The 19,229-nt window shown below is 63.3% G+C and carries 15 protein-coding genes and 1 tRNA gene; 4 read left to right on the top strand and 12 right to left on the bottom strand.

Annotation, left to right across the window (positions count from 1 at the left end):
• The first annotated feature begins 150 nt into the window (after window positions 1-150).
• The 4 genes from dctA to GJ700_RS09635 all read left to right on the top strand — a co-directional run bounded on the left by dctA (window position 151) and on the right by GJ700_RS09635 (window position 5,446).
• Entirely contained in the window at window positions 151-1,503 is a 1,353-nt protein-coding gene (dctA, locus tag GJ700_RS09650; protein WP_154373072.1) for a C4-dicarboxylate transporter DctA, read from the top strand.
• A gap of 186 nt (window positions 1,504-1,689) precedes the next feature.
• Complete coding sequence (locus GJ700_RS09645) at window positions 1,690-3,993, top strand: NADP-dependent malic enzyme (RefSeq protein WP_154373070.1); 2,304 nt, start codon at window positions 1,690-1,692, stop codon at window positions 3,991-3,993.
• Between the two features lie 151 nt (window positions 3,994-4,144).
• Entirely contained in the window at window positions 4,145-4,333 is a 189-nt protein-coding gene (locus GJ700_RS09640) for a hypothetical protein (protein WP_154373068.1), read from the top strand.
• A gap of 147 nt (window positions 4,334-4,480) precedes the next feature.
• Window positions 4,481-5,446 (top strand): 2-hydroxyacid dehydrogenase, encoded by a 966-nt coding sequence (locus GJ700_RS09635; protein WP_154373065.1) that lies wholly within the window; start codon window positions 4,481-4,483, stop codon window positions 5,444-5,446.
• A 474-nt stretch (window positions 5,447-5,920) separates the two neighbouring features.
• Here GJ700_RS09635 and GJ700_RS09630 read toward each other — a convergent pair.
• The 12 genes from GJ700_RS09630 to GJ700_RS09575 all read right to left on the bottom strand — a co-directional run bounded on the left by GJ700_RS09630 (window position 5,921) and on the right by GJ700_RS09575 (window position 19,218).
• Window positions 5,921-6,021, bottom strand: a tRNA-Ser gene (locus GJ700_RS09630).
• 237 nt (window positions 6,022-6,258) lie between these two features.
• Window positions 6,259-7,926, bottom strand: coding sequence for a methyl-accepting chemotaxis protein (locus GJ700_RS36055; RefSeq protein WP_308700663.1), 1,668 nt, complete (start codon window positions 7,924-7,926; stop codon window positions 6,259-6,261).
• Between the two features lie 80 nt (window positions 7,927-8,006).
• Complete coding sequence (locus tag GJ700_RS09620; protein WP_195763843.1) at window positions 8,007-8,327, bottom strand: hypothetical protein; 321 nt, start codon at window positions 8,325-8,327, stop codon at window positions 8,007-8,009.
• Entirely contained in the window at window positions 8,324-9,682 is a 1,359-nt protein-coding gene (locus GJ700_RS09615) for an NAD(P)/FAD-dependent oxidoreductase (protein WP_195763842.1), read from the bottom strand. Before GJ700_RS09615 ends, GJ700_RS09620 begins: the two co-directional genes overlap by 4 nt.
• Window positions 9,683-9,701: 19 nt before the next feature.
• Window positions 9,702-10,943, bottom strand: a complete 1,242-nt coding sequence (locus GJ700_RS09610; RefSeq protein ID WP_154373061.1) for a thiolase family protein — start codon at window positions 10,941-10,943, stop codon at window positions 9,702-9,704.
• Between the two features lie 65 nt (window positions 10,944-11,008).
• Complete coding sequence (locus GJ700_RS09605) at window positions 11,009-12,562, bottom strand: class I adenylate-forming enzyme family protein (protein ID WP_154373059.1); 1,554 nt, start codon at window positions 12,560-12,562, stop codon at window positions 11,009-11,011.
• Window positions 12,563-12,573: 11 nt separating this feature from the next.
• Window positions 12,574-13,704, bottom strand: coding sequence for a saccharopine dehydrogenase family protein (locus GJ700_RS09600; RefSeq protein ID WP_154373056.1), 1,131 nt, complete (start codon window positions 13,702-13,704; stop codon window positions 12,574-12,576).
• A 104-nt stretch (window positions 13,705-13,808) separates the two neighbouring features.
• A complete protein-coding gene (locus GJ700_RS09595; protein ID WP_154373055.1) occupies window positions 13,809-14,483 on the bottom strand; it encodes a c-type cytochrome in 675 nt (224 codons plus the stop codon).
• The gene (locus GJ700_RS09590) at window positions 14,483-15,991 is read right to left on the bottom strand and encodes a flavin monoamine oxidase family protein (protein ID WP_154373436.1); all 1,509 of its coding nucleotides are present in this window, start codon (window positions 15,989-15,991) and stop codon (window positions 14,483-14,485) included. Before GJ700_RS09590 ends, GJ700_RS09595 begins: the two co-directional genes overlap by 1 nt.
• 44 nt (window positions 15,992-16,035) lie before the next feature.
• Complete coding sequence (locus GJ700_RS09585) at window positions 16,036-16,719, bottom strand: c-type cytochrome (protein WP_154373053.1); 684 nt, start codon at window positions 16,717-16,719, stop codon at window positions 16,036-16,038.
• A complete protein-coding gene (locus GJ700_RS09580) occupies window positions 16,716-18,194 on the bottom strand; it encodes a flavin monoamine oxidase family protein (RefSeq protein WP_229506901.1) in 1,479 nt (492 codons plus the stop codon). Before GJ700_RS09580 ends, GJ700_RS09585 begins: the two co-directional genes overlap by 4 nt.
• A 10-nt stretch (window positions 18,195-18,204) precedes the next feature.
• Window positions 18,205-19,218 (bottom strand): WD40/YVTN/BNR-like repeat-containing protein, encoded by a 1,014-nt coding sequence (locus GJ700_RS09575; protein ID WP_229506900.1) that lies wholly within the window; start codon window positions 19,216-19,218, stop codon window positions 18,205-18,207.
• Between the last annotated feature and the right edge of the window lie 11 nt (window positions 19,219-19,229).

Here is a 19,229-nt window from a genome sequence, read left to right as displayed (position 1 = left end):
CTGACCGAACGCCATATTCCATCTTCAACAAGCGGCGCGGTCAGCGCAATCGCAGTCGGCAGCACTCGGCCATGGCTCCCGCTCCGGCGGATGAACCGTGGTCGAGGCTGCATTTCAATCGGCACGACAACTTCGCACCAGGAGACAACCATGCGATCCACCTTTCTCGGAAAAACCCTTTCCAAACTCTATGTCCAGGTCTTGATAGCCATTGTGCTAGGTATTGCACTGGGCCATTACATGCCCGAACTGGGCACCCAGCTCAAGCCCCTGGGCGACCTGTTCATCAAACTGATCAAAATGCTGCTGGCGCCGATCATCTTCGCCTCCATCGTGGTGGGCGTGGCGCGCATGAACAACGTTCATGAAGCCGGACGCGTCGGCCTGAAAGCCGTACTGTATTTTGAATTCGCGTCAACCCTGGCGCTGGCCATCGGCCTGATCGTGGTCAACCTGTTCAAGCCAGGCAGCGGCATGAACATCGATCCGGCACATATCGATGGTTCGTCCGTATCGACCTATGCGCAAAAGGCCACACAGCAAGGCGGCGTGTTCGACTTCATCATGAACATCGTGCCCAACAGCGTGGTGGGGGCGTTTGCCAATGGGGAAATGCTGCCGATCATCTTCTTCTCCGTGCTGCTGGCGATTGCCCTGGCCCGCGCCGGCAAAACCGTGGAACCGTTCGTCGACATGCTCGACATGTTCTTACAGGGCATGTTCGGTGTGGTCCGGATCGCCATGTACGTGGCTCCGTTGGGTGCGTTTGGGGGCATGGCTTTCACGGTCGGCAAATACGGCATCGGCACCCTGGCGTCGTATGGCCAGTTGATCCTGTGCTTGTACCTGACCTCGGCCGTCTTCATCGTGCTCGTGCTGGGTATTGCCATGAAGTTATGCGGACTGTCGCTATTCAAGTTCATGCGCTACATCAAGGATGAATTGCTGGTCACACTGGGCACCGCGTCTACCGAAGCCGTGTTGCCGCAAATGCTGGTCAAGTTGGAAAAAATGGGTATCCCGAAACCGGTGGTCGGCCTGGTTCTGCCCACCGGCTATGCCTTCAACGCAGACGGTACCGCGATTTACCTGACCATGGCTGCCATCTTCATTGCCCAGGCCATGAACATAGACCTGACCATGTGGGATCAATTGGTGTTGCTCGGCGTACTGCTGTTCACGTCGAAGGGATCCGCAGGTGTGGCCGGCGCCGGCTTCGTCGCGTTGGCTGCCACTCTGGCTTCCATGCACAAGATCCCGGTGGAAGGCCTGGTGCTGTTGCTGGGCGTGGACCGTTTCCTCAATGAAGCACGCGCCCTGACCAACCTGGTTGGTAACGGCGTCGCCACCGTGGTGGTGGCACGCTGGGAAAAATCGATCGACTTGGCGCAAGCCCGGGCCGTACTGGACCGCGGTGCCGCGCTGCCCGAACCATCTGATGTGGAAAGTGCTCCAACACACGTGACAGGCGCGCCACTGGCGGCAATGGCCAAACATCACTAGATCACGTCAACCGTATGGCGGATTGGCGAGACATGTGCCGCCAATCCGCCAGCAAGCCGCCGTCGCGTTGCGCGTTGCGCGGCGCAATCCGCCGACGCCAGCCGCACCGCCCCCGAATCACCGTTGCTTCCCGCCGCCCTACGCAGGGCTGGTTGAATGAATGAGCAACACACCAGGACAATTATCATGACGACCGATGCATCCCTGCTGCGCCAGGCAGCACTTGATTATCACGAATTCCCGAAGCCGGGCAAGCTTGCCACCATGCCGACCAAACAAATGGTCAACCAGCGCGACCTGGCGCTGGCGTACTCGCCCGGCGTAGCCTTTCCCTGCGATGAAATCGTGGCCGACCCGCTCAACGCGGCGCGTTATACCGGGCGCGGCAACTTGGTGGGCGTGATCACCAATGGCACTGCCGTCCTGGGGCTGGGCGACATTGGCGCCCTGGCTTCCAAGCCGGTGATGGAAGGCAAAGCCGTGCTGTTCAAGAAGTTTGCCGGGATCGATGTCTTCGACATCGAAATCAATGAAAAAGACCCGCACAAGCTGGTCGAGATCATTGCCGCGCTGGAGCCGACCTTTGGCGGCATCAACCTCGAAGACATCAAGGCGCCGGAATGCTTTACCGTCGAAAGCGCCTGCCGGGAACGCATGAAGATTCCAGTGTTCCACGATGACCAGCACGGAACGGCGATCGTGGTGGCGGCCGCCATCATGAACGGACTCGATGTCGTGGGCAAACCGATAGGCGAAGCCCGGCTGGTCACATCCGGCGCCGGCGCCGCCGCACTGGCTTGTCTGGATTTGCTGGTCGACCTCGGTGTCAGACTGGAGAACATCTTTGTCACCGACCTGGCCGGCGTGGTCTACCGCGGCCGGACCGAGCTGATGGACCCGAAGAAAGCGCGGTATGCACGCGACACACCTGCCCGCAGCCTGGGTGAAGTGATCGAAGGCGCCGATATTTTTCTTGGGCTGTCGGCGGGCAACGTCCTGAAGCCCGAGATGGTGGCACGCATGGCGCCACGCCCCCTGATCATGGCATTGGCCAACCCCACACCGGAAATTTTGCCGGAGGCGGCGCTGGCAGTGCGTCCCGACGCCATCCTGGCCACCGGGCGAGCTGATTATCCGAACCAGGTCAACAACGTGCTGTGCTTCCCGTACATCTTCCGCGGCGCACTGGATGCGGGCGCCACATCGATTACCCGCGAGATGGAAATCGCCGCAGTCCACGCGATAGCCAACCTTGCGCGCCAGGAACAGAGCGACATCGTGGCGACGGCTTACGGCACCGGCGACCTGGCATTTGGACCAAACTATTTGATTCCAACTCCATTCGACCCGCGCCTGATCGTCACGATCGCTCCCGCAGTGGCGCAAGCAGCCAAAGCGTCCGGCGTGGCGACGCGTCCGATTGACGACCTGGAAGCCTACGCCCATCACTTGCAGCAATTCGTGTATCACAGCAGCAGTATGATGCGCCCGCTATTCCAGGCAGCACGCGATGCCAGCCCGCAGCATAAGCGCGTCGTGTTTGCAGAAGGCGAGGAAGAGCGCGTCTTAAGGGCCGTGCAGATCGTGGCCGACGAACGGATTGCCCGCCCTATCCTGGTTGGTCGCCCAGCCGTGATTACGCAACGTATTGCCAAGCTCGGACTGCGGCTGGAACACGACCGAGACTATACAGTGATCGATACGGACCATGACTGGCGCTACCGCGAATATTGGAGCGCCTATCACGAATTGATGTCCAGGAACGGCGTCAGCGCACAAATGGCCAAGCTGGAAATGCGCCGCCGTACCACGTTAATCGGCGCCATGATGGTGCGCAAAGGTGAGGCCGATGGCATGGTCTGCGGTACGATCAGCAGCACGCACCGCCATCTGGAATTTATCGACCAGGTGATCGGCAAGAAAGAAGGCTGCAATGTCTACGCGGCCATGAACGCACTGATCCTGCCCGGGCGCCAACTGTTTATTGCGGATACCCATGTGAATGCCAATCCGGACGCGGCGGAACTGGCGGAAATCACCATGCTGGCAGCAGCGCAAGTGCGCAGCTTTGGCATCGTTCCCAAGGTGGCCTTGCTGTCGCACTCGAACTTTGGCAGCAGCGACGCGCCGTCGGCGCGCAAGATGCGCCAGGTGCTGGACATCTTGCGCCACCACGCACCGGACCTGGAAATCGATGGGGAAATGCATGGCGACGTGGCGCTGGACGCTGCATTGCGGCGCAAGATCCTGCCCGATTCGAACCTGGAGGGTGAGGCCAATCTGTTGATCATGCCGGACATCGATTCGGCCAACATTGCCTACAACCTGTTGAAGGTGGCGGCGGGCAACAACGTGGCGATCGGTCCCCTGCTGCTGGGCGCGGACAAGCCGGTGCACGTATTGACGCCCTCGGCCACCGTGCGGCGCATCGTCAACGTCACCGCCGTCCTGGTGGGTGCGACGATGAACGGCCAGCCACAGCAGGCCTGACTCCCGCATCGTCACCCAATCCATGAATTTCCCGGCAACAGCCTGACTGACCCGGCCCGCCGCCCGCCGCCCGCCGGGAGCGGAGGCATCCAGCTTCACTTTTCACTAACAACTATTGGGCGCAGCCCCGACACGGAGACAATAGGAATAAATGGTGGTTCCCCCTGCATTAGCGATGCTCCGCTTACCAGCCGCCTATGCGCAAAGTAGCGTGGTCATCTATGGCATTGCCGATGCCGGTCTTGCCTACCGGATCGACACCGGCGAAGTGGACGCGGCGGGTACGCTGTTCAACCTGCGGAATCCAGCCGGGAACAAAGTTTGGGCATCTCGCAGGTAAACCAGGCCATTGCACAACTCGACGACCTCACCCAACGCAATGCAGCACTGGTGGAGCAGGCAGCCAACGGTACGCAGTGCATGCGCGGAGACACTGCCAGCCTGGTCGACGCCGTATGTTTTTTAAGATTCAGACGAGGACTTGCGCATGATTGCACGTTTGTTGTGTGCCACCCCAATGTTGCCAACTATCGCTGACCGCGCGGTTGCTCAGTTCAATGCAGTGACGTCGCAGGCGCGCCAATTGACAACCGCCGAGACCATCGAAGCGCTACGCCGCATGCCTTCGGCGCTGGCGGTGCTAATCTCCAGCCGCATCCGCTTTGACTCCACGGCCATCGCCGCGCTGCCCCCGCAGGTCAAACTGATTGCTACCTGCAGCGTCGGATACGACCATATCGACGTCGCAGCGGCCAGCGCCTGTGGCATCCATGTCAGCAATACGCCGGACGTCGTGACCGAAGCCACGGCCGACCTCGCGCTATTCCTGATGCTGGGCGCCCTGCGGCGCGGACGCGAGTATGCATCGATCATGGAACGCGGGTGGCGCGAGCGGTTCGGACTGGGCGATATGCTCGGCCAGGATTTCCACGGCAAAACGTTGGGCATTATCGGCATGGGCCGTATCGGCCAGGCTGTGGCGAAGCGGGCACGCGGATTTGGTGTCGGGGTGGTGTACCACAACCGGCGGCGGCTGGCGCCGGCGTTTGAGCAAGGAGCCACCTACTTTAGTGATGTCCGCGCCATGCTGCCACATTGCCAGATCCTGTCGCTGCATGCGCCTGGCGGTGGCGGCGGCTGTATCGATGCAGCAATGCTGACACTGCTGCCGCGCGGTGCAGTGCTGGTCAACACCGCCCGGGGGACATTGGTCAACGAAGACGACCTGCTTGCAGCGCTGGACAGTGGCCAACTGGGTGCGGCGGGCCTGGACGTATTCAAGTCAGAGCCGGAATATGATTTACGGTTCAGGGATTTGCCCAACGTCTTCATGACACCGCATATGGGAACCGCAACGATTGAGACCCGGGAGGCCATGGGGTTCCGGGCGCTGGACAATGTCGGTGATATCGTCATGAACAGATATCCACGTGACGCGGTCCGATGTGCATGACTATGGCCACGTGGCGATCCTTCACGCAGGAAAAGAAAATTCGATGGACGACCGTCTCCACACATTGAGACGCGGCTGGTTCAAGCTGCGGCAAACGACAATTGCCGCTTCGCCGCCTCCTTACCGGCTGCTGGCCTGATGCGCTTGCAACGGCCTGCCGGCGGCAATTTGGCCGTCGCACGAGCGGTTAACAGTGTTTTGGGGCGGCTAACATGCTGAAAACGGCTATATCGCGCTGCATCACAACCTCCTCCTACTTGACTGATTGAACGGTCAATCCAACTTGTTCACCGCAAAAGCATACCGGCATTTCACATCGCGAAGAACGCGGACGATGATGGTTTATCAGCAGCGCGCAAGCGCCATAAGGAGATAGATCGCGACAGAAAGAAATATAGACAAAAAAATCGCCGACTAAGCGGCGATCTTTCCTCACCAGATTTGCCTTCGCATGGCAGCAAACCCTTGATATTCTGGAGGCGAGGACGGGAGTCGAACCCGTCTAGACGGCTTTGCAGGCCGCTTACACCCATTATAAATCAATGACTTACGAATTAACCGCCCAATTCACCGCCTGAACCGGATTCACAGCTTCTTTCAAGCATTATTCCACCGCCCTGACCAGCAGCCTGCCATAAAACCGACAGTTGCCTTAACAGGTCTGGAAACGCCAGCTGCACGGTATCCCATCCAACGTCGAGGTTGATGTCAAAAAAGATTCAGTTCATTTTGCAATCCGCCCAGATCAAACAAGGTCGCACCAGGCAAAGCGTCTACCAGCAAAGCCAGCGTCGCCCCCTGATGGCCCTCCCCTACCGCAAACAGCCTTCCGTGGAGGACAACGACAGCGGCGGTGTTCCGACCTGCATGTCCGGCGCCTCCACCATCACCAAGCTGCCGGAAGCGGGTGCCGCCTGCAGCTTGAAAATGCCCACAGCGTGCGCCAGCGCCGCCGCCTCGTCGCGCATGCGTTCGGCCGCGGCGGCGGCCTGCTCCACCAGCGCGGCATTTTGCGCCGTCGCGTGGTCGATGTGCACGAATGCCTGGCTCACTTGCGCGATGCCGTCGCTTTGCACGCTGCTGGCAGCGGAAATGTCCGCCACCAGCGCCGTCACGCGGCCCACACTGGCCACCACGTCCGCCATGGTGCGGCCCGCAGCATCCGCCAGCTTGTTGCCCGCTTTGACCCGCTCGACCGAATCGCCAATCAGCGCCTTGATTTCCTTCGCCGCGCCGGCGCTGCGCTGCGCCAGATTGCGCACTTCCGCCGCCACCACGGCAAAACCCCGGCCCTGTTCACCGGCACGTGCCGCCTCGACCGCCGCGTTCAGCGCCAGGATATTCGTCTGGAATGCGATGCCATCGATCACGGCAATGATGTCGACGATCTTGCGCGCGGATTCATCGATGGCTTGCATCGTTGCCACCACCTGCTCCACCACGGCACCGCCCTGCTGCGCCACGGCCGACGCACCGACCGCCAGCTCGCTGGCTTGCTGCGCGTTGTCAGCGTTATGGCGGACAGTGACGCTTAACCCGTCCATCGCTGCCGTGACGCGTTCGACCGACGCGGCCTGCTGCTCTGTGCGCGCCGCAAGGTCCATATTGCCCTGGGCGATTTCCCTGGACGCAATGCCGATGGTTTCCGTGCCGCGCCGCACTTCCGTGACGATCTCCGCCAGTCCTGCATTCATGACTTGCAACGATTGCATCAATACACCCGTCTCGTCGCTGCCGGCATCCTGTGTTGCAACAGTTGCTGTCAAGTCGCCCTGTGCCACGCGCGACGCCAGCACCACCGCCTGTCCCATGGGACGGACGATACTGCGCGTGACCAGCACGCCAATCACCACCGCCAGCGCGCAGGCTCCGGCAGCCAACGCCACCATCACGGCCACCGCGCGCACGGCATCGGCGATGGCGGCCTGGCTGCTGGCCGCCATGGCGTCGCCGTGGAACCCGATCACATTGTTCAACGCCTGAAATAACGCCAGTTGCGCCGTTTGCACACGCGTGTACAGGGCATCGCGTGCCATGTCGCGCTCACCGGCCAGCGCCAATTTCTTGAAAGCGTCCAGTTCCGCCTTAAAATCATCATAAGCGGCAGCCACACTTTTCCTCAGTTCTTCATCCCTGGACGACAACAGGGGCTTTTGACTCATCTCGGCCAGGCTCTTGCCGGCATACTCCATCCCCTGGTCGATATCTTCAGCCCGGCTCCTGGCTTCTTCCGCGTCGGCGACCAGCAACATATCGCGCATGCCTTGCACCGTGTCGGATAAATCGGACTTCACACTGTTGGCCAGCGCCGTTTGCGGATAACGCTCATTGGCCAGCACGTCGATACGCTGCTTGACGCTGCCCAGGCAAATGGCGCCGTACAGGATCACCATGGCCATCACGACTATCGACAGGCCAAAGCCAAGGGTAAGCCGGATACCGATCTTGAATTGATTGAACTTCATGTTGGCGAATCTCATCACACGCTCCCTGAAAAAAAACCCGGCAGCCCCGTGGCCGCCGGGCAAAATCCATCCGGATCGGATGGAGGAGACAACGGTTAATCGCGTGCCGCGGCGGTTTTCAAGTCTTGCCGCGACGGGCGGGGTGCCGCCGGCATGCCCGCTGATCCCGCAGGCCGTGCCTGCCTCGCCAGCGGCATGACGTGCAATAGTCCGAACAGCACGGTCAGCAACAGGCTGACAAACAGCGGTCCCTGGTACAGCCGCACATAGCGGAGCGCCAGCACCGCTTCCGCCGCGTGGGCAGCCAGCACCAATGCGGCAGCCACGGCGGCGGCGCCATGCGGCCACACGCCCAGCCAGTCGGCCAATCCCAGCACGTACAACAGCAGGCACAGCACCTTCAATGCAAACATCATGGCGCCACTCCCTGCGTGGCAGCCCCGCGCGCCCTGTGGTTGGTGATGGCGTCCAGCAGGCCCGTGATACGCAGTGCCGACTTGACGGCACACCATTGCAGCGGCTCTGGCAAGACCGACGGCGTCTTGTGGCGCAGCGCTGCCAGCAGCGGGTGTTCATTACCCATCACCCGTTCCGCCAGCAGCAGGCCCATCAGCGACTGGGTGGCCACGCCATGGCCGGAACAGCCTGCCGAATACAGCACATTACCGTGCGTGCCCGTCTCGCCCACGACGGGCAAGGCGTCGTACGCAAGGCTGACGTAGCCGCTCCAGCAAGCGCGGATGCCCAGGTCTTGCAGCATCGGGAAACGGTCGCGCAAGCCCGATGCCAGTGCCGCATAAGCGTCATTGTCCGGCACATTCGGCGTGCCCCCGCCATAGACGTAGTTGAGCTGCTTGGTGGTGGCAACGATGGTATTGCGCGCCGTCAGGCGGAAGCTTTCCATGGTCCAGTGCGGGGTCATGATGCCTTCCCGTCCGTGCCAGCCCAGCGCCGCCAGTTGTTTGGCCCGCAGTGGTTCCGTTTCAATTGCCGACACCCGCAGCGGCGTCACCTTATTGCCAAGCAAGCCCAGTTGCGGCGTATAGGCGTTCGTGGCCAACACCATGTAGGGCGCGGTCGCCTTGCCACCCGCCGTATGCGCGGTGATCACCTTGCCTTCGTGGTACGCCTGCAAGCCCGAGTTTTCGAATATCCTGACACCGGCCTGGAGCGCCGCGCGCCGCAAGCCCAGCACATATTTACCGGGATCCAGGGTGCCGCCGCCAGCAGCGTAGACGCCGCACAGAAATGCCGCCGGAATGCCCCTTGCCCGCATGGCTGCATGGTCGAGAAATTGCAGCGGCGCGCCCAGCGACATGCCGGTCGCCATATCCTTGCGCAATTTGCCTTCTTGCGATGCGTGTACGGCGGCGCGGACGATGCCTGACTGGATGTAGTCGCAGGCTATGCCGCTGGCGGCCAGACGCGCCTCCACGTACGGCACGCCGGCTTCATAAAAGCCGACGATTTTCGTAGCCTGTTCGTGGCCGACGCGCTTGGCGAACATGTCGTATTCCAGCCCCAGTCCACCGCCGAGGTAGCCCGCATTGCGGCCGCTGGCGCCGAATCCCGCGAAATCCCGCTCCAGCAGCACCACGCTGGCGCCGCGCGCCCTCAATTCCAGCGCGGTATTCAAGCCCGCAAAACCGCCGCCAACGATGATGGCATCGGCGTTGACGTTGCCCGTCAATTGCGGCTGCGGGTCGGCTGGACGCTCCAGCCAGCCACCGATCGTGCGGAATGCTTCAGTGGTCAAGTTATTCGTGGCCATGTTCGCCTCCATTCATTCGTTAAGGTTTGCTGAGGATGTGGATCGCCAGCGCACCCTCTTCCACGCCCAGCAAGCCACCGCCGTTTTCCTGGATGGCATGGCGCGCGTTTTCCACCTGGCGCGGTCCCGCTTCGCCGCGCAATTGCGTCACCAGTTCATACAGCTGGCCTATGCCCGTGGCGCCCAGCGGATGGCCTTTCGATTCCAGCCCGCCGGATGGATTGATGGGAATGCGCCCGCCGATCGTGAAGTCGCCACGTTCGGCGGCCACGCCGCCGTCGCCGAGTCCCACGAAGCCGAGGTTTTCCGCCTGGATGATTTCACCCATGGCCGACGCGTCATGCACTTCCGCCACGTCCATGTCGACCGGCGACAGGCCGGCCTGGTCGTAGGCTTCGATGGCGGCCAAGCGGCCGATGTTTTTCAGCGGTTCATCGATGCGGCGGTGCGTGAAGCTGCGGATCACGCTGGCGGCCACCTTGACGCAGCGTTTGCGGTCCGCGCCGATGCGGCGCAAGCCTTCTTCCGTGCACAGGATGGCGGCAGCGGCGCCGTCCGAGATCGGAGCGCACATCGGCAGTGTGATCGGGTAGGTGATGGGCGGCGCCGCCAGCACTTCCTGGATCGTGAACGGCTGGCGGAATTGCGAATACGGGTTGTGCACGGAATGCTGGTGGTTCTTGGCCGACACGGCCGCGATCTGGCGCTGCGTGGTGCCATACTGGCTCATATGGTGGCGGCACAGCCCCGCATAAATTTTCATGAAACGGCTGAACGGCTTGTCCGACTCCGAGCCGGGCGGCGGTGTAATGCCTTCGCCCATGCGCGCCAGGATCTTGAAGTTCTCCTCGACGCGCGACACGTCCCAGCCAGCTTCGAACAGCGCGAACGATTTTGCCTTGTCGGCCACCACCATTTTCTCGGCGCCCAATGCCAGCGCCACGTCGCAACTGCCCGCCTTCAGGCTTTGCACGGCCAGGTGCACAGCCGTGCTGCCGGAGGCGCACGCGTTTTCCACATTGAAAATGGGGATGCCCTGGACGCCGATCTTGCTCAGCACCACCTGGCCCGGGATCGACAATTGGCCCTGCAGCGCGCCATTGGTGATGCCGGAGTAATAGGCGACGCCAAGGTCGCCGGCCGTGCAGCCGGCGTCATTCAGCGCACCGCGCAGGGCTTCGCCCGCCAGGTCGTCAACGCTGCGTCCGGGATGGCGGCCAAACACCGTCATGGCGATGCCGGCGATGTAGATATTGCTCATGATATGCATTCCATAATGAAGTCCATCCATGGCCGGCGCCCGGCCGGCCATGTTTCAGGGGTTGCTTAAATCCTGCGTTGCACGCCCTTCCAGTACTGCTCGCGCAAGTCTTTCTTCAACACTTTGCCAACCGGGCTGCGCGGCAGCGCGGGCACGAAGTCCACACTTTTCGGCGCCTTGACCGAGCCCAACTTTTCCTTGCACAGCGCGATGACGTCTTCCGCGCTGACGCTTTGTCCCGCATTGAGCTCCACCACGGCCTTCACGGCCTCGCCCCACTTGTCGTCGGGCACGCCGATCACGGCGCAATCCTGCACGGCTGGATGGGACCAGATCACCTGTTCGACTTCGCTGGGATAGACATTGAAGCCGCCGCTGATGATCATGTCTTTCTTGCGGTCCGTGATGTGCAGGAAGCCTTCCGCATCGAGATGGCCAACGTCGCCGGTATGCAGCCAGCCATCGATGATGGTTTCCGCGGTCTTGTCGGGCGCCTTGTAATAGCCTTTCATCACGAGGTCGCCGCGCACGCAGATTTCGCCCGTCGCCCCCTGCGGCAGCACTTGGTTGCGGTCGTCCATGATCTCGACACGGATCAGCGGATTCGGACGGCCCACCGACGACAGGCGCTCGTCGGACGCCAGTTTTCCATCAATGAAATGGTCGGCTGGCGGCAGGTACGAAATCGATGCCGGCGCCTCGGTCTGGCCATAACCGCCAGCCATCACCGGGCCGAATACTTCGATGGCGCGCTTGAGCTTTTCCACCGACATCGGCGCCGCGCCATACAGGAAGTACTTGAGCGACGACAGGTTCAGCTTTTCAACGCCGGGAATGTCGAGCAGGCGGTAGATCACGGTCGGTGGCAGGAACAGTTCGGTCACCTTGTACTTCATGATGGCGCCAAACACGGTGGCGGGTTCCGGCCTGGTGACCACCACCACGGTGCCGCCCAGCGACGTGCACGGCAGCGACATCAGCCCCGCGGTGTGCGTCATTGGCGCCGCCGCCAGGTTCACGGGACGCGCGCCCTGGTACGGGTGCGCCATCATGAATTGCGCCAGGTACGTCTGGATCGAGCGGTGCGTATTCATGACACCCTTCGGCAGGCCCGTGGTGCCACCCGTCGCGGACAAGGTCACCACGTCATCCATGCCATACTCGACCTGCGGCGCGTCGGCTGATTGGTTGCCGCACCAGCGCTGCAGCGAGATTGCCCAGGGCAATTCACCATCGGTGCACACCCACAGCCGGACTTTCGGCAATTGCGGGCGCAGCGCTTCCAGCGTTTCCGCAAAACGCTGCTGGAAGAACAGCACTTCGCAATCGAAGAAGTCCAGCGCGTACTGGTTTTCCGACGGCGCGTTGCGGCCATTGACGGGGATGCCGGTCATGCCGGCGCGCCACAGGCCCAGCAAGCACGTCCACCCGGTGACGTCGTTATCCGACCACACGGCGCCAATCGCCTGGCGGCCAAAGCCGCTTTCGGCCAGCGCGTTGGCAACGCGGCATGACAGTTCGCGCACTTCGCGGAACGTGTATTCGCGCTCGTCCTGGATGTATGCGATGCCATCCGGGTTGCCGCGCCAGCCACGGTCGAAGAAATCGATGATAGCCATGATGATCCCCGTTACAGCTGCGTCACGGTGGCGCGCGCCAGGCCGCGTTGTTCCAGGAAGCCCAGCAGGTAGCGGTGCCCGAATGCTTTCGAGCCGGATGCGAAGCCGACTTTGGCCGTGTCGTTGTCGAGCAGCTTCATGACGCCGGCCGCATGAATGGCGCCGGTGGAAATGTATGGGGTCGTGCCATGCACGGTGGCGCGCACGGACGCCAGCTGGCCACGGCCGATCGCGAAGTCCACCGTGCGCTGCACCGTGGTGCGCTCGCGTGGCGGCATGGATGGCGTCGTGGAATCCACGATATTTTTCAGCACGGCGTCCTGCTGTTCCGGCGACAGGTGCTTGTACTCGGCTTCCCATTTCTGGCCCAGCGAGTGCACCATGCGCATCGCATTATTGTCATAGAACCCGACGCTGGACACGCAACTGCGCACGCGCGGGTCGCGTTCGAAATACACGGGCAGCGACGTGCCGCCCCAAGGCAACGTGAAGACAGGCTGCATGAAGGCCGGGTCGACGATGCTGAAGCTGGCGTCGGCTGCGTGCGGCACCAGCTTCTTTTCCCACAGGTAGCAGGATTCGTGGCGGTAGCCTTCGAAAATCGTGGCCGTCGAACCAACGCTGATGCCTGCGCCGCCGCGCGGCCCGCGGCACAAGGTCGCGGTTTCCAGCACGTCCACGCCCGGGGTTTCCAGCGCCAGTTCGGCGGCGATTTCCGCAAAGGTGTACATGTAGGCGTTCGATGGCGACAACAGCAGCCCCGCCTGGCGGTATTGTTCGTCGAACAGGTCGCGCGCCTGGCGGATGAATGCCTGTTCACCGGTCGTGTCGAGGTAATGGCAGCCGGCTTTCACGGCGGCTTCCACCGTCACCAGGCCGGAATGGACGAACGGGCCGACGGTGGCGCACACCACTTTCGCGCCCTTGAAGGCTTTGACCAGCGAATCGACATTGTGGTCCGCTTCGACGATTTCATATTCCGCCGATTCCAGGCGCACGACGCGCTGCGCCATCATTTCCCTGATACGGCCCGCATTGCGGCCGACTGCGGTGAATGGGATGCCCTGGTCGATCAGCCAGTCCATGATCAGCATGCCGGTATAACCGCTTGCGCCATACACTACGACAGGATGCTTAGCCATGATTGTTCTCCTTGAAAATAGAAGCGTTGCTTGTAAAAGTTATGGAGGGTGGACTTTCTTCTGACAGATGCGGCGTCCACCCGTGCCGTATTGCGAGCCCGGCCTTAGCGGCCGGCCAGGTATTGCGCCAGATCGTCGATCTGCTGTTCCGCCAGCGGCGCCACAATGGCTGCCATCACGGGATCCTTGCGTTTGCCACCCTTGAAGGCCGCCAGCTGGTCGCGCAGGTAGCCCGCGTTCTGGCCCGTCAGGCGGGGGAATTCACCCTTGCCTTCGAATTGCTGGCCATGGCACGACGCGCAGTTGGCCGACTTCGCCAGCGCTTCGCCGCGGGTGGCCGCCGCCGGATCGGCTTTGAACGTATCGTTGGCGACCGGCTGCATCTTCGCGAAGTGCGCCGCCATCGCGTTCAGTTCCGCGTCATCCATGCTGAGCGCCATCGGCGTCATGGTCGGGTCGGTACGCGCGCCGCTGGCGAAGTCGCGCAACTGCTTGGCGATATAGGCTTGCTGCTGTCCGGCCAGGCGCGGATAGTTCGATGCGCGCGCATTGCCTTCGAATCCGTGGCACGCCTGGCACGTGTCGGTGGCGCGGGGCCAGGGTCCGCCATTGCGCGCATCTTCCTGCGCGATCCGCTCCACGTCCTGCCCCGCCTCCACCAGGCCGAGCACATTCGGCCCGAACACGATGCCGGCCACCAGCACCGCGACCAGCGCCAGCCAGCCCACGGTGATCAACGCCCAGCCGGCGGCGCTGCGCGGTTTCTTTACGGTTTCCATCACGCTTTCCTTCCATTGACGGATTGCAGCGCCGTCAGCGCCGCCTTGTGGCCCGAGCGCACCGCGCCATCCATGTAACCGGCCCAGATGTCCGCGGTTTCCGTGCCGGACCAGATCAGGCGCCCGGCGGGGGGATGCAGCGCTTCGCCATACCTGGTCAGGAAGCCGCGCGGCATCGGCGACACGCACGTCAGCGTCCAGCGGTCGGCCTTGCCCCAGTCATGGTCGTGATACGCAACGGGATGCAGCGCTTCATCGCCAAAGGCTTGCGCATAGATGCGCGACAGTTCCTGCTCGGCCGCCTTGGGGTCGGCCGGCAGCATGCTGTTGTTGACGAAAGCGTTGATGACGCCAAACGACGCGTCTTGCGGCGAGTTGTCATAAGCCCACAGCACCGGGCCCTTGGGCTGGAAGATCCAGCCATTCAAGCCCTTGTCGCGCCAGAACGCCTTCTTGTATACGTGCGCCGTCTTGCGGGCCGGTGCAAAGGCGGGCCAGCGGCGCTGCATTTCCGCGCGGGCCGCCGGCAGCGGCGGATCGAACGCGATCTGGTTGCACAGTGGCGGCGACAGCGCGACGATCACGCTGCGGGCGCGCAGCACGCCGTTTGGCGTATGGATGACAACCGGCCCACGCATTTCTCCGTTCTGCCAGTTTTCGATCCGTAGCACGGGCGACGACAGCCTGACCTTGTCTTTCAATTCTTCCGCCATCTTGATCGACAGGATTTGCGAGCCGCCTGAAATGCGGGTCTCCTGTGCGCCATCCTTGACGGCTTCCAGCCGGTCATAAATGCAGTCCGCTGAATTGACCATCGACAGCCAGTGCAGCAGCGACACGCGTGCCGGCGCCGCGCCGCCGGACAGCGTGATGCCCGTGGACCAGCCGATCTGGTCGCCCGGCGCGATATTCTTCTTCGCCAGCCATTCGCCGATCGTGATCGCATCGAATTCCGCCGCCCGCGGCGATTTCCACGGCGCGCCGGACGGCACCAGCTTCGCCATTTCTTCCAGTTCGCGCGTCAGCTTGCGGTCCGTCTCGAAGCCGCCGCCCAGTTCCACCGCCGCATGCGCCTTGCCCGTCACCATCGTGGCTTTCCCTTGCCACAAGCTGGGAAACGTGCCAACGCCCAGTTCGCGGCACAGGTCCGCAATGGCGGTCTGGCCGGGACCGATCCACTGGCCGCCCGCCTCCGTGAAATAGCCTTTGCCCAGGTCGTGGTTCAACGTGCGGCCGCCCACGCGGTCGCGCGCTTCCAGCAAGACAAAGGCCTCGCAGCCTGCCCGCTTCAAATCACGCGCCGCCGTCAGTCCGGCCAGGCCGCCGCCGATAATCACCACATCCAACACGCCGCTTGCCGCTGGTGTGACTGGGGCCTGTGCCGCATGTACCGCCGTTACCGTGGCAGTCATGCCCGCTGCGGCGGCAGCCGCCATCCCGAGGAAACCACGCCGTGTCAAGGCTGACGCTTCCGGTGCGGTATCGGTTTTTTCTGCAGGGTCTTCCATTGCATTGCTTTCGTTAAGGTGGGTCATGAGAAATCTCCGGATGGTCAGCGGCTGGCCAGGTAGTGCGCCAGGTCGTCGATGTCTTGCGGCGCCAGCGCATTGGCAACGGCGCGCATGACGGCGTCATGCCGCGTGCCATCCTTGAAATGCGCCAGCTGGTCGCGCAGGTAATCGGCGCCCTGTCCGGCCAGGCGGGGAAATTCGCCCTGCCCCTGCAACTGCGCGCCATGGCACGATGCACAGTTGTGCGTGGCGGCCAGCGCGGCGCCACGGCCCACTGCCGCAGGGTCGCCCTTGAACGTGGCATTGGCCACCGGTTGCATGCGGGCGAAATGGGCGGCATACGCGGCCAGTTCCTTTTCCGGCATCGACAGCGCCAGCGGCGTCATGATGGGATCGCCGCGCTCGCTGCTGGCAAAAGCCAGCAATTGCTTTTTCAAATAAGCCTCCGGCTGGCCCGCCAGGCGCGGATACGTTTGCGCCCGGGCATTGCCGTCGAAACCGTGGCAGGCCACGCACGCGTCGGCGGCGCGCGGCCATGGGCCGGCTTTGCCCGCATCTTCCAGCGCGATCGCGTCGATCTGCTTGCCCAGTTCGACCAGGCCATAGAGTTCGGGACCGTATGTGATCCCCGCCACGGCGCCGCCGGCCAGCGACAGCCAGCACGCGATGGCCAGCACGCGCCGGGCCAGGCCCGGGCGGCTGCGCGTTTGGATCGTCCGGTTCATTTCATCCTCCCTGCCGCCGGGGCCAGCGCCTGCAACGCTTGCAGCGCGGCCTTGTGGCCGGAACGCACTGCGCCATCCATGGCCGTGGCCCAGATATCGGCTGTTTCCGTGCCGGACCAGATCAGGCGGCCCACCGGCGGATGCAGCGCGTCGCCGTAATGCGTGAGGAAGCCCGGCGGAATTGGCGACGTGCAGGTCAGCGACCATTTGTCGGCCTTGCCCCAGTCGTGGTCGTGGTAGGCAATCGGATGCAGCGCTTCTTCGCCAAACGCTTGCGTATAGATGCGCGACAGTTCCTGTTCCGCCGCCTTGGGATCGGACGGCAGCACGCCACTGTTGACGAAGGCATTGATGACGCCAAACGACACATCTTCCGGCGAGTTGTCGTATGCCCAGATGACAGGGCCCTTGGCTTGCACGATCCAGCCGTTGTAGCCCTTGTCGCGCCAGAAGGCCTTCTTGTACACGTGCGCCGTCTTGCGCATCGGGGCAAACGCGGGCCAGCGGCGCTGCATTTCGCGGCGCTTTTCCGGCAACGGCGGGTCAAATGCGATGCGGTGGCACAGCGCCGGCGACAGCGCGACAATGACGCTGCGGGCACGGATCACGCCGTGCGGCGTATGGATGGCGGCGGGACCGTTTTGCCAGTTTTCAATGCGCTGCACCGGCGACGACAGCCTGATCTTGCCTTTGAGATCCTCGGCCATCTTGACCGACAGCGCCTGTGCGCCGCCGGCAATACGGGTTTCTTGCGCCCCGCCTTTGATCGCTTCCAAACGTTCATAGCTGCAGCCGGCGGAATTGATCAAGCCCAGGTAATGCAGCAGCGACAGTTTTTGCGGCGGCGCCCCGGCCGTCAACGTCGCGCCGATCACCCAGCTCATCTGATCGGCCGGCGACAGGTTCTTGGTAGCCAGCCAGTCGGCCAGCGACAGCGCATCCCACTCTGCCGCACGCGGCGACGTCCAGGGCGCCCCGCATGGCACCAGCCTGGCCATCTGTTCCAGTTCATGGCGCAATGCCGGGTCGGTGCCGAACCCGCCATCGCTTTCCTGCGTCGCGCGGGCGCTGCCGGCCAGCATCGTGGTCTTGCCTTGCCAATATGTCGGGAACGTGCCCACGCCCAGTTCGCGGCACAGGTCGACAATGGCGGTCTGGCCGGGGCCGATCCACTGGCCACCCGCTTCGGAAAAATAGCCATTGCCCAGGTCATGGTTCAACGTGCGGCCACCGACGCGGTCGCGCGCTTCCAGCACGGCGAAGGATTCGCAGCCGGCGCGCCGCAGGTCGCGCCCGGCCGTAAGGCCGGCCAGGCCGGCGCCGATGATGACGACGTCGAGCACGTCATGGGCCGGCGTCCTGGCGGCAGCTTGCACGGTTGCCGGCATGGCGCCGGCGGCCGCCGCGGCCGATGCCGCTGCCGCCATGCCGAGGAAGCCCCGGCGGCCGTTCGTTGTTACAGTTCGCTTGTTCATTTCCAACTCCTCACCGCCCATCGGCCAGCGGTCCATCCATCGACATCAACAGCGCCCGCTTGCCATCGGCCACCACCGCTGTCAGCGGTTCACGCCCCGCCCGCTCGGCCAGCGCAAAACTCTTGCCGCCATCCGCGCTGCGCAGCACGGTGCCAGCCATCCCCACCACGGCCACGCTGCCATCGGCCAGTTCCGCGATGCCCGTCAGCGATTGCGTGGTGTTCGACGCCACCGCCTGCCACGTCAAGCCATCGTCGTGGCTGCGGTACAGGTGGCCGCGCATGCCGCACACCAGCAGCGTGCCGTCGGCCAGTGCGCGGCCATGCCACAGCGACCCCTTGTTGCCGGTGGAGAGCGCGTGCCACGACTTGCCGCCATCGGCCGAGCGGAACAGCGTGCCCGCCTCGCCGGCGATGAACAGCGTGCCGCGCGGCGACGCAAAGACGTGCAGTAAATGGCGGTCGGCTTCTTCGCCGGATGCCACGGTCAGCGGCGCCCAGGTGCGGCCGCCATCGCGCGTTTCGATGGCCCATCCATACAGGCCGACGGCGATGCCGTGTTCCGGCGTCGTGAAGTACAGCGCGAGAATCGGCTGTTCCTCGCCGGGCGTGGCGCGCAGCATGGTCCACGTATCGCCGCCATCCTGCGTCCCCAGCACGACACCGTCATGGCCCGCCGCATAGCCGCGCTTCGCATCGACCAGTTGCACGGACGTCAGCATCGCGCGCACCGGGACAGAGCGGGCCTGGCGGAACGCGCCGCCGTTATCGGATAACAGCACGGCGCCATGGTCACCCACGGCCACCACCCGCTGGCCTGCCTGTGCCGCGGCCAGCAGCGGCACGCCGGCAAAGCCGTTGGCGGCGGCAATGCGCTGCGCCTGCGCCAGGGCGGGCCAGCGCGCAGCCGCCGCGTTCTGCGCCTGCCCCGCGCCGGCCGGCTGGCCGGGATGTTCGGCTGCCGTCGCCCCGCAGGCGACATGCAGGACGATCGATGTCATTGAAAAGAAGTGGCTCGGTTTCATGGGAATGCCTT

This window comes from Pseudoduganella rivuli, from assembly GCF_009674485.1.
In the GTDB taxonomy this organism is placed as follows: Bacteria; Pseudomonadota; Gammaproteobacteria; order Burkholderiales; family Burkholderiaceae_D; genus Rugamonas; species Rugamonas rivuli_B.
This window is presented reverse-complemented; position numbering and strand designations above follow the sequence as displayed.

Bases quoted from the DNA above. Each gene is read 5' to 3' on its own strand.
- dctA (WP_154373072.1), top strand. From the start codon at position 151: ATGCGATCCACCTTTCTCGGAAAAACCCTTTCCAAACTCTATGTCCAG.
- GJ700_RS09645 (WP_154373070.1), top strand. From the start codon at position 1,690: ATGACGACCGATGCATCCCTGCTGCGCCAGGCAGCACTTGATTATCAC.
- GJ700_RS09640 (WP_154373068.1), top strand. From the start codon at position 4,145: ATGGTGGTTCCCCCTGCATTAGCGATGCTCCGCTTACCAGCCGCCTAT.
- GJ700_RS09635 (WP_154373065.1), top strand. From the start codon at position 4,481: ATGATTGCACGTTTGTTGTGTGCCACCCCAATGTTGCCAACTATCGCT.
- GJ700_RS36055 (WP_308700663.1), bottom strand. From the start codon at position 7,926: ATGAGATTCGCCAACATGAAGTTCAATCAATTCAAGATCGGTATCCGG.
- GJ700_RS09620 (WP_195763843.1), bottom strand. From the start codon at position 8,327: ATGATGTTTGCATTGAAGGTGCTGTGCCTGCTGTTGTACGTGCTGGGA.
- GJ700_RS09615 (WP_195763842.1), bottom strand. From the start codon at position 9,682: ATGGCCACGAATAACTTGACCACTGAAGCATTCCGCACGATCGGTGGC.
- GJ700_RS09610 (WP_154373061.1), bottom strand. From the start codon at position 10,943: ATGAGCAATATCTACATCGCCGGCATCGCCATGACGGTGTTTGGCCGC.
- GJ700_RS09605 (WP_154373059.1), bottom strand. From the start codon at position 12,562: ATGGCTATCATCGATTTCTTCGACCGTGGCTGGCGCGGCAACCCGGAT.
- GJ700_RS09600 (WP_154373056.1), bottom strand. From the start codon at position 13,704: ATGGCTAAGCATCCTGTCGTAGTGTATGGCGCAAGCGGTTATACCGGC.
- GJ700_RS09595 (WP_154373055.1), bottom strand. From the start codon at position 14,483: ATGGAAACCGTAAAGAAACCGCGCAGCGCCGCCGGCTGGGCGTTGATC.
- GJ700_RS09590 (WP_154373436.1), bottom strand. From the start codon at position 15,991: ATGGAAGACCCTGCAGAAAAAACCGATACCGCACCGGAAGCGTCAGCC.
- GJ700_RS09585 (WP_154373053.1), bottom strand. From the start codon at position 16,719: ATGAACCGGACGATCCAAACGCGCAGCCGCCCGGGCCTGGCCCGGCGC.
- GJ700_RS09580 (WP_229506901.1), bottom strand. From the start codon at position 18,194: ATGAACAAGCGAACTGTAACAACGAACGGCCGCCGGGGCTTCCTCGGC.
- GJ700_RS09575 (WP_229506900.1), bottom strand. From the start codon at position 19,218: ATGAAACCGAGCCACTTCTTTTCAATGACATCGATCGTCCTGCATGTC.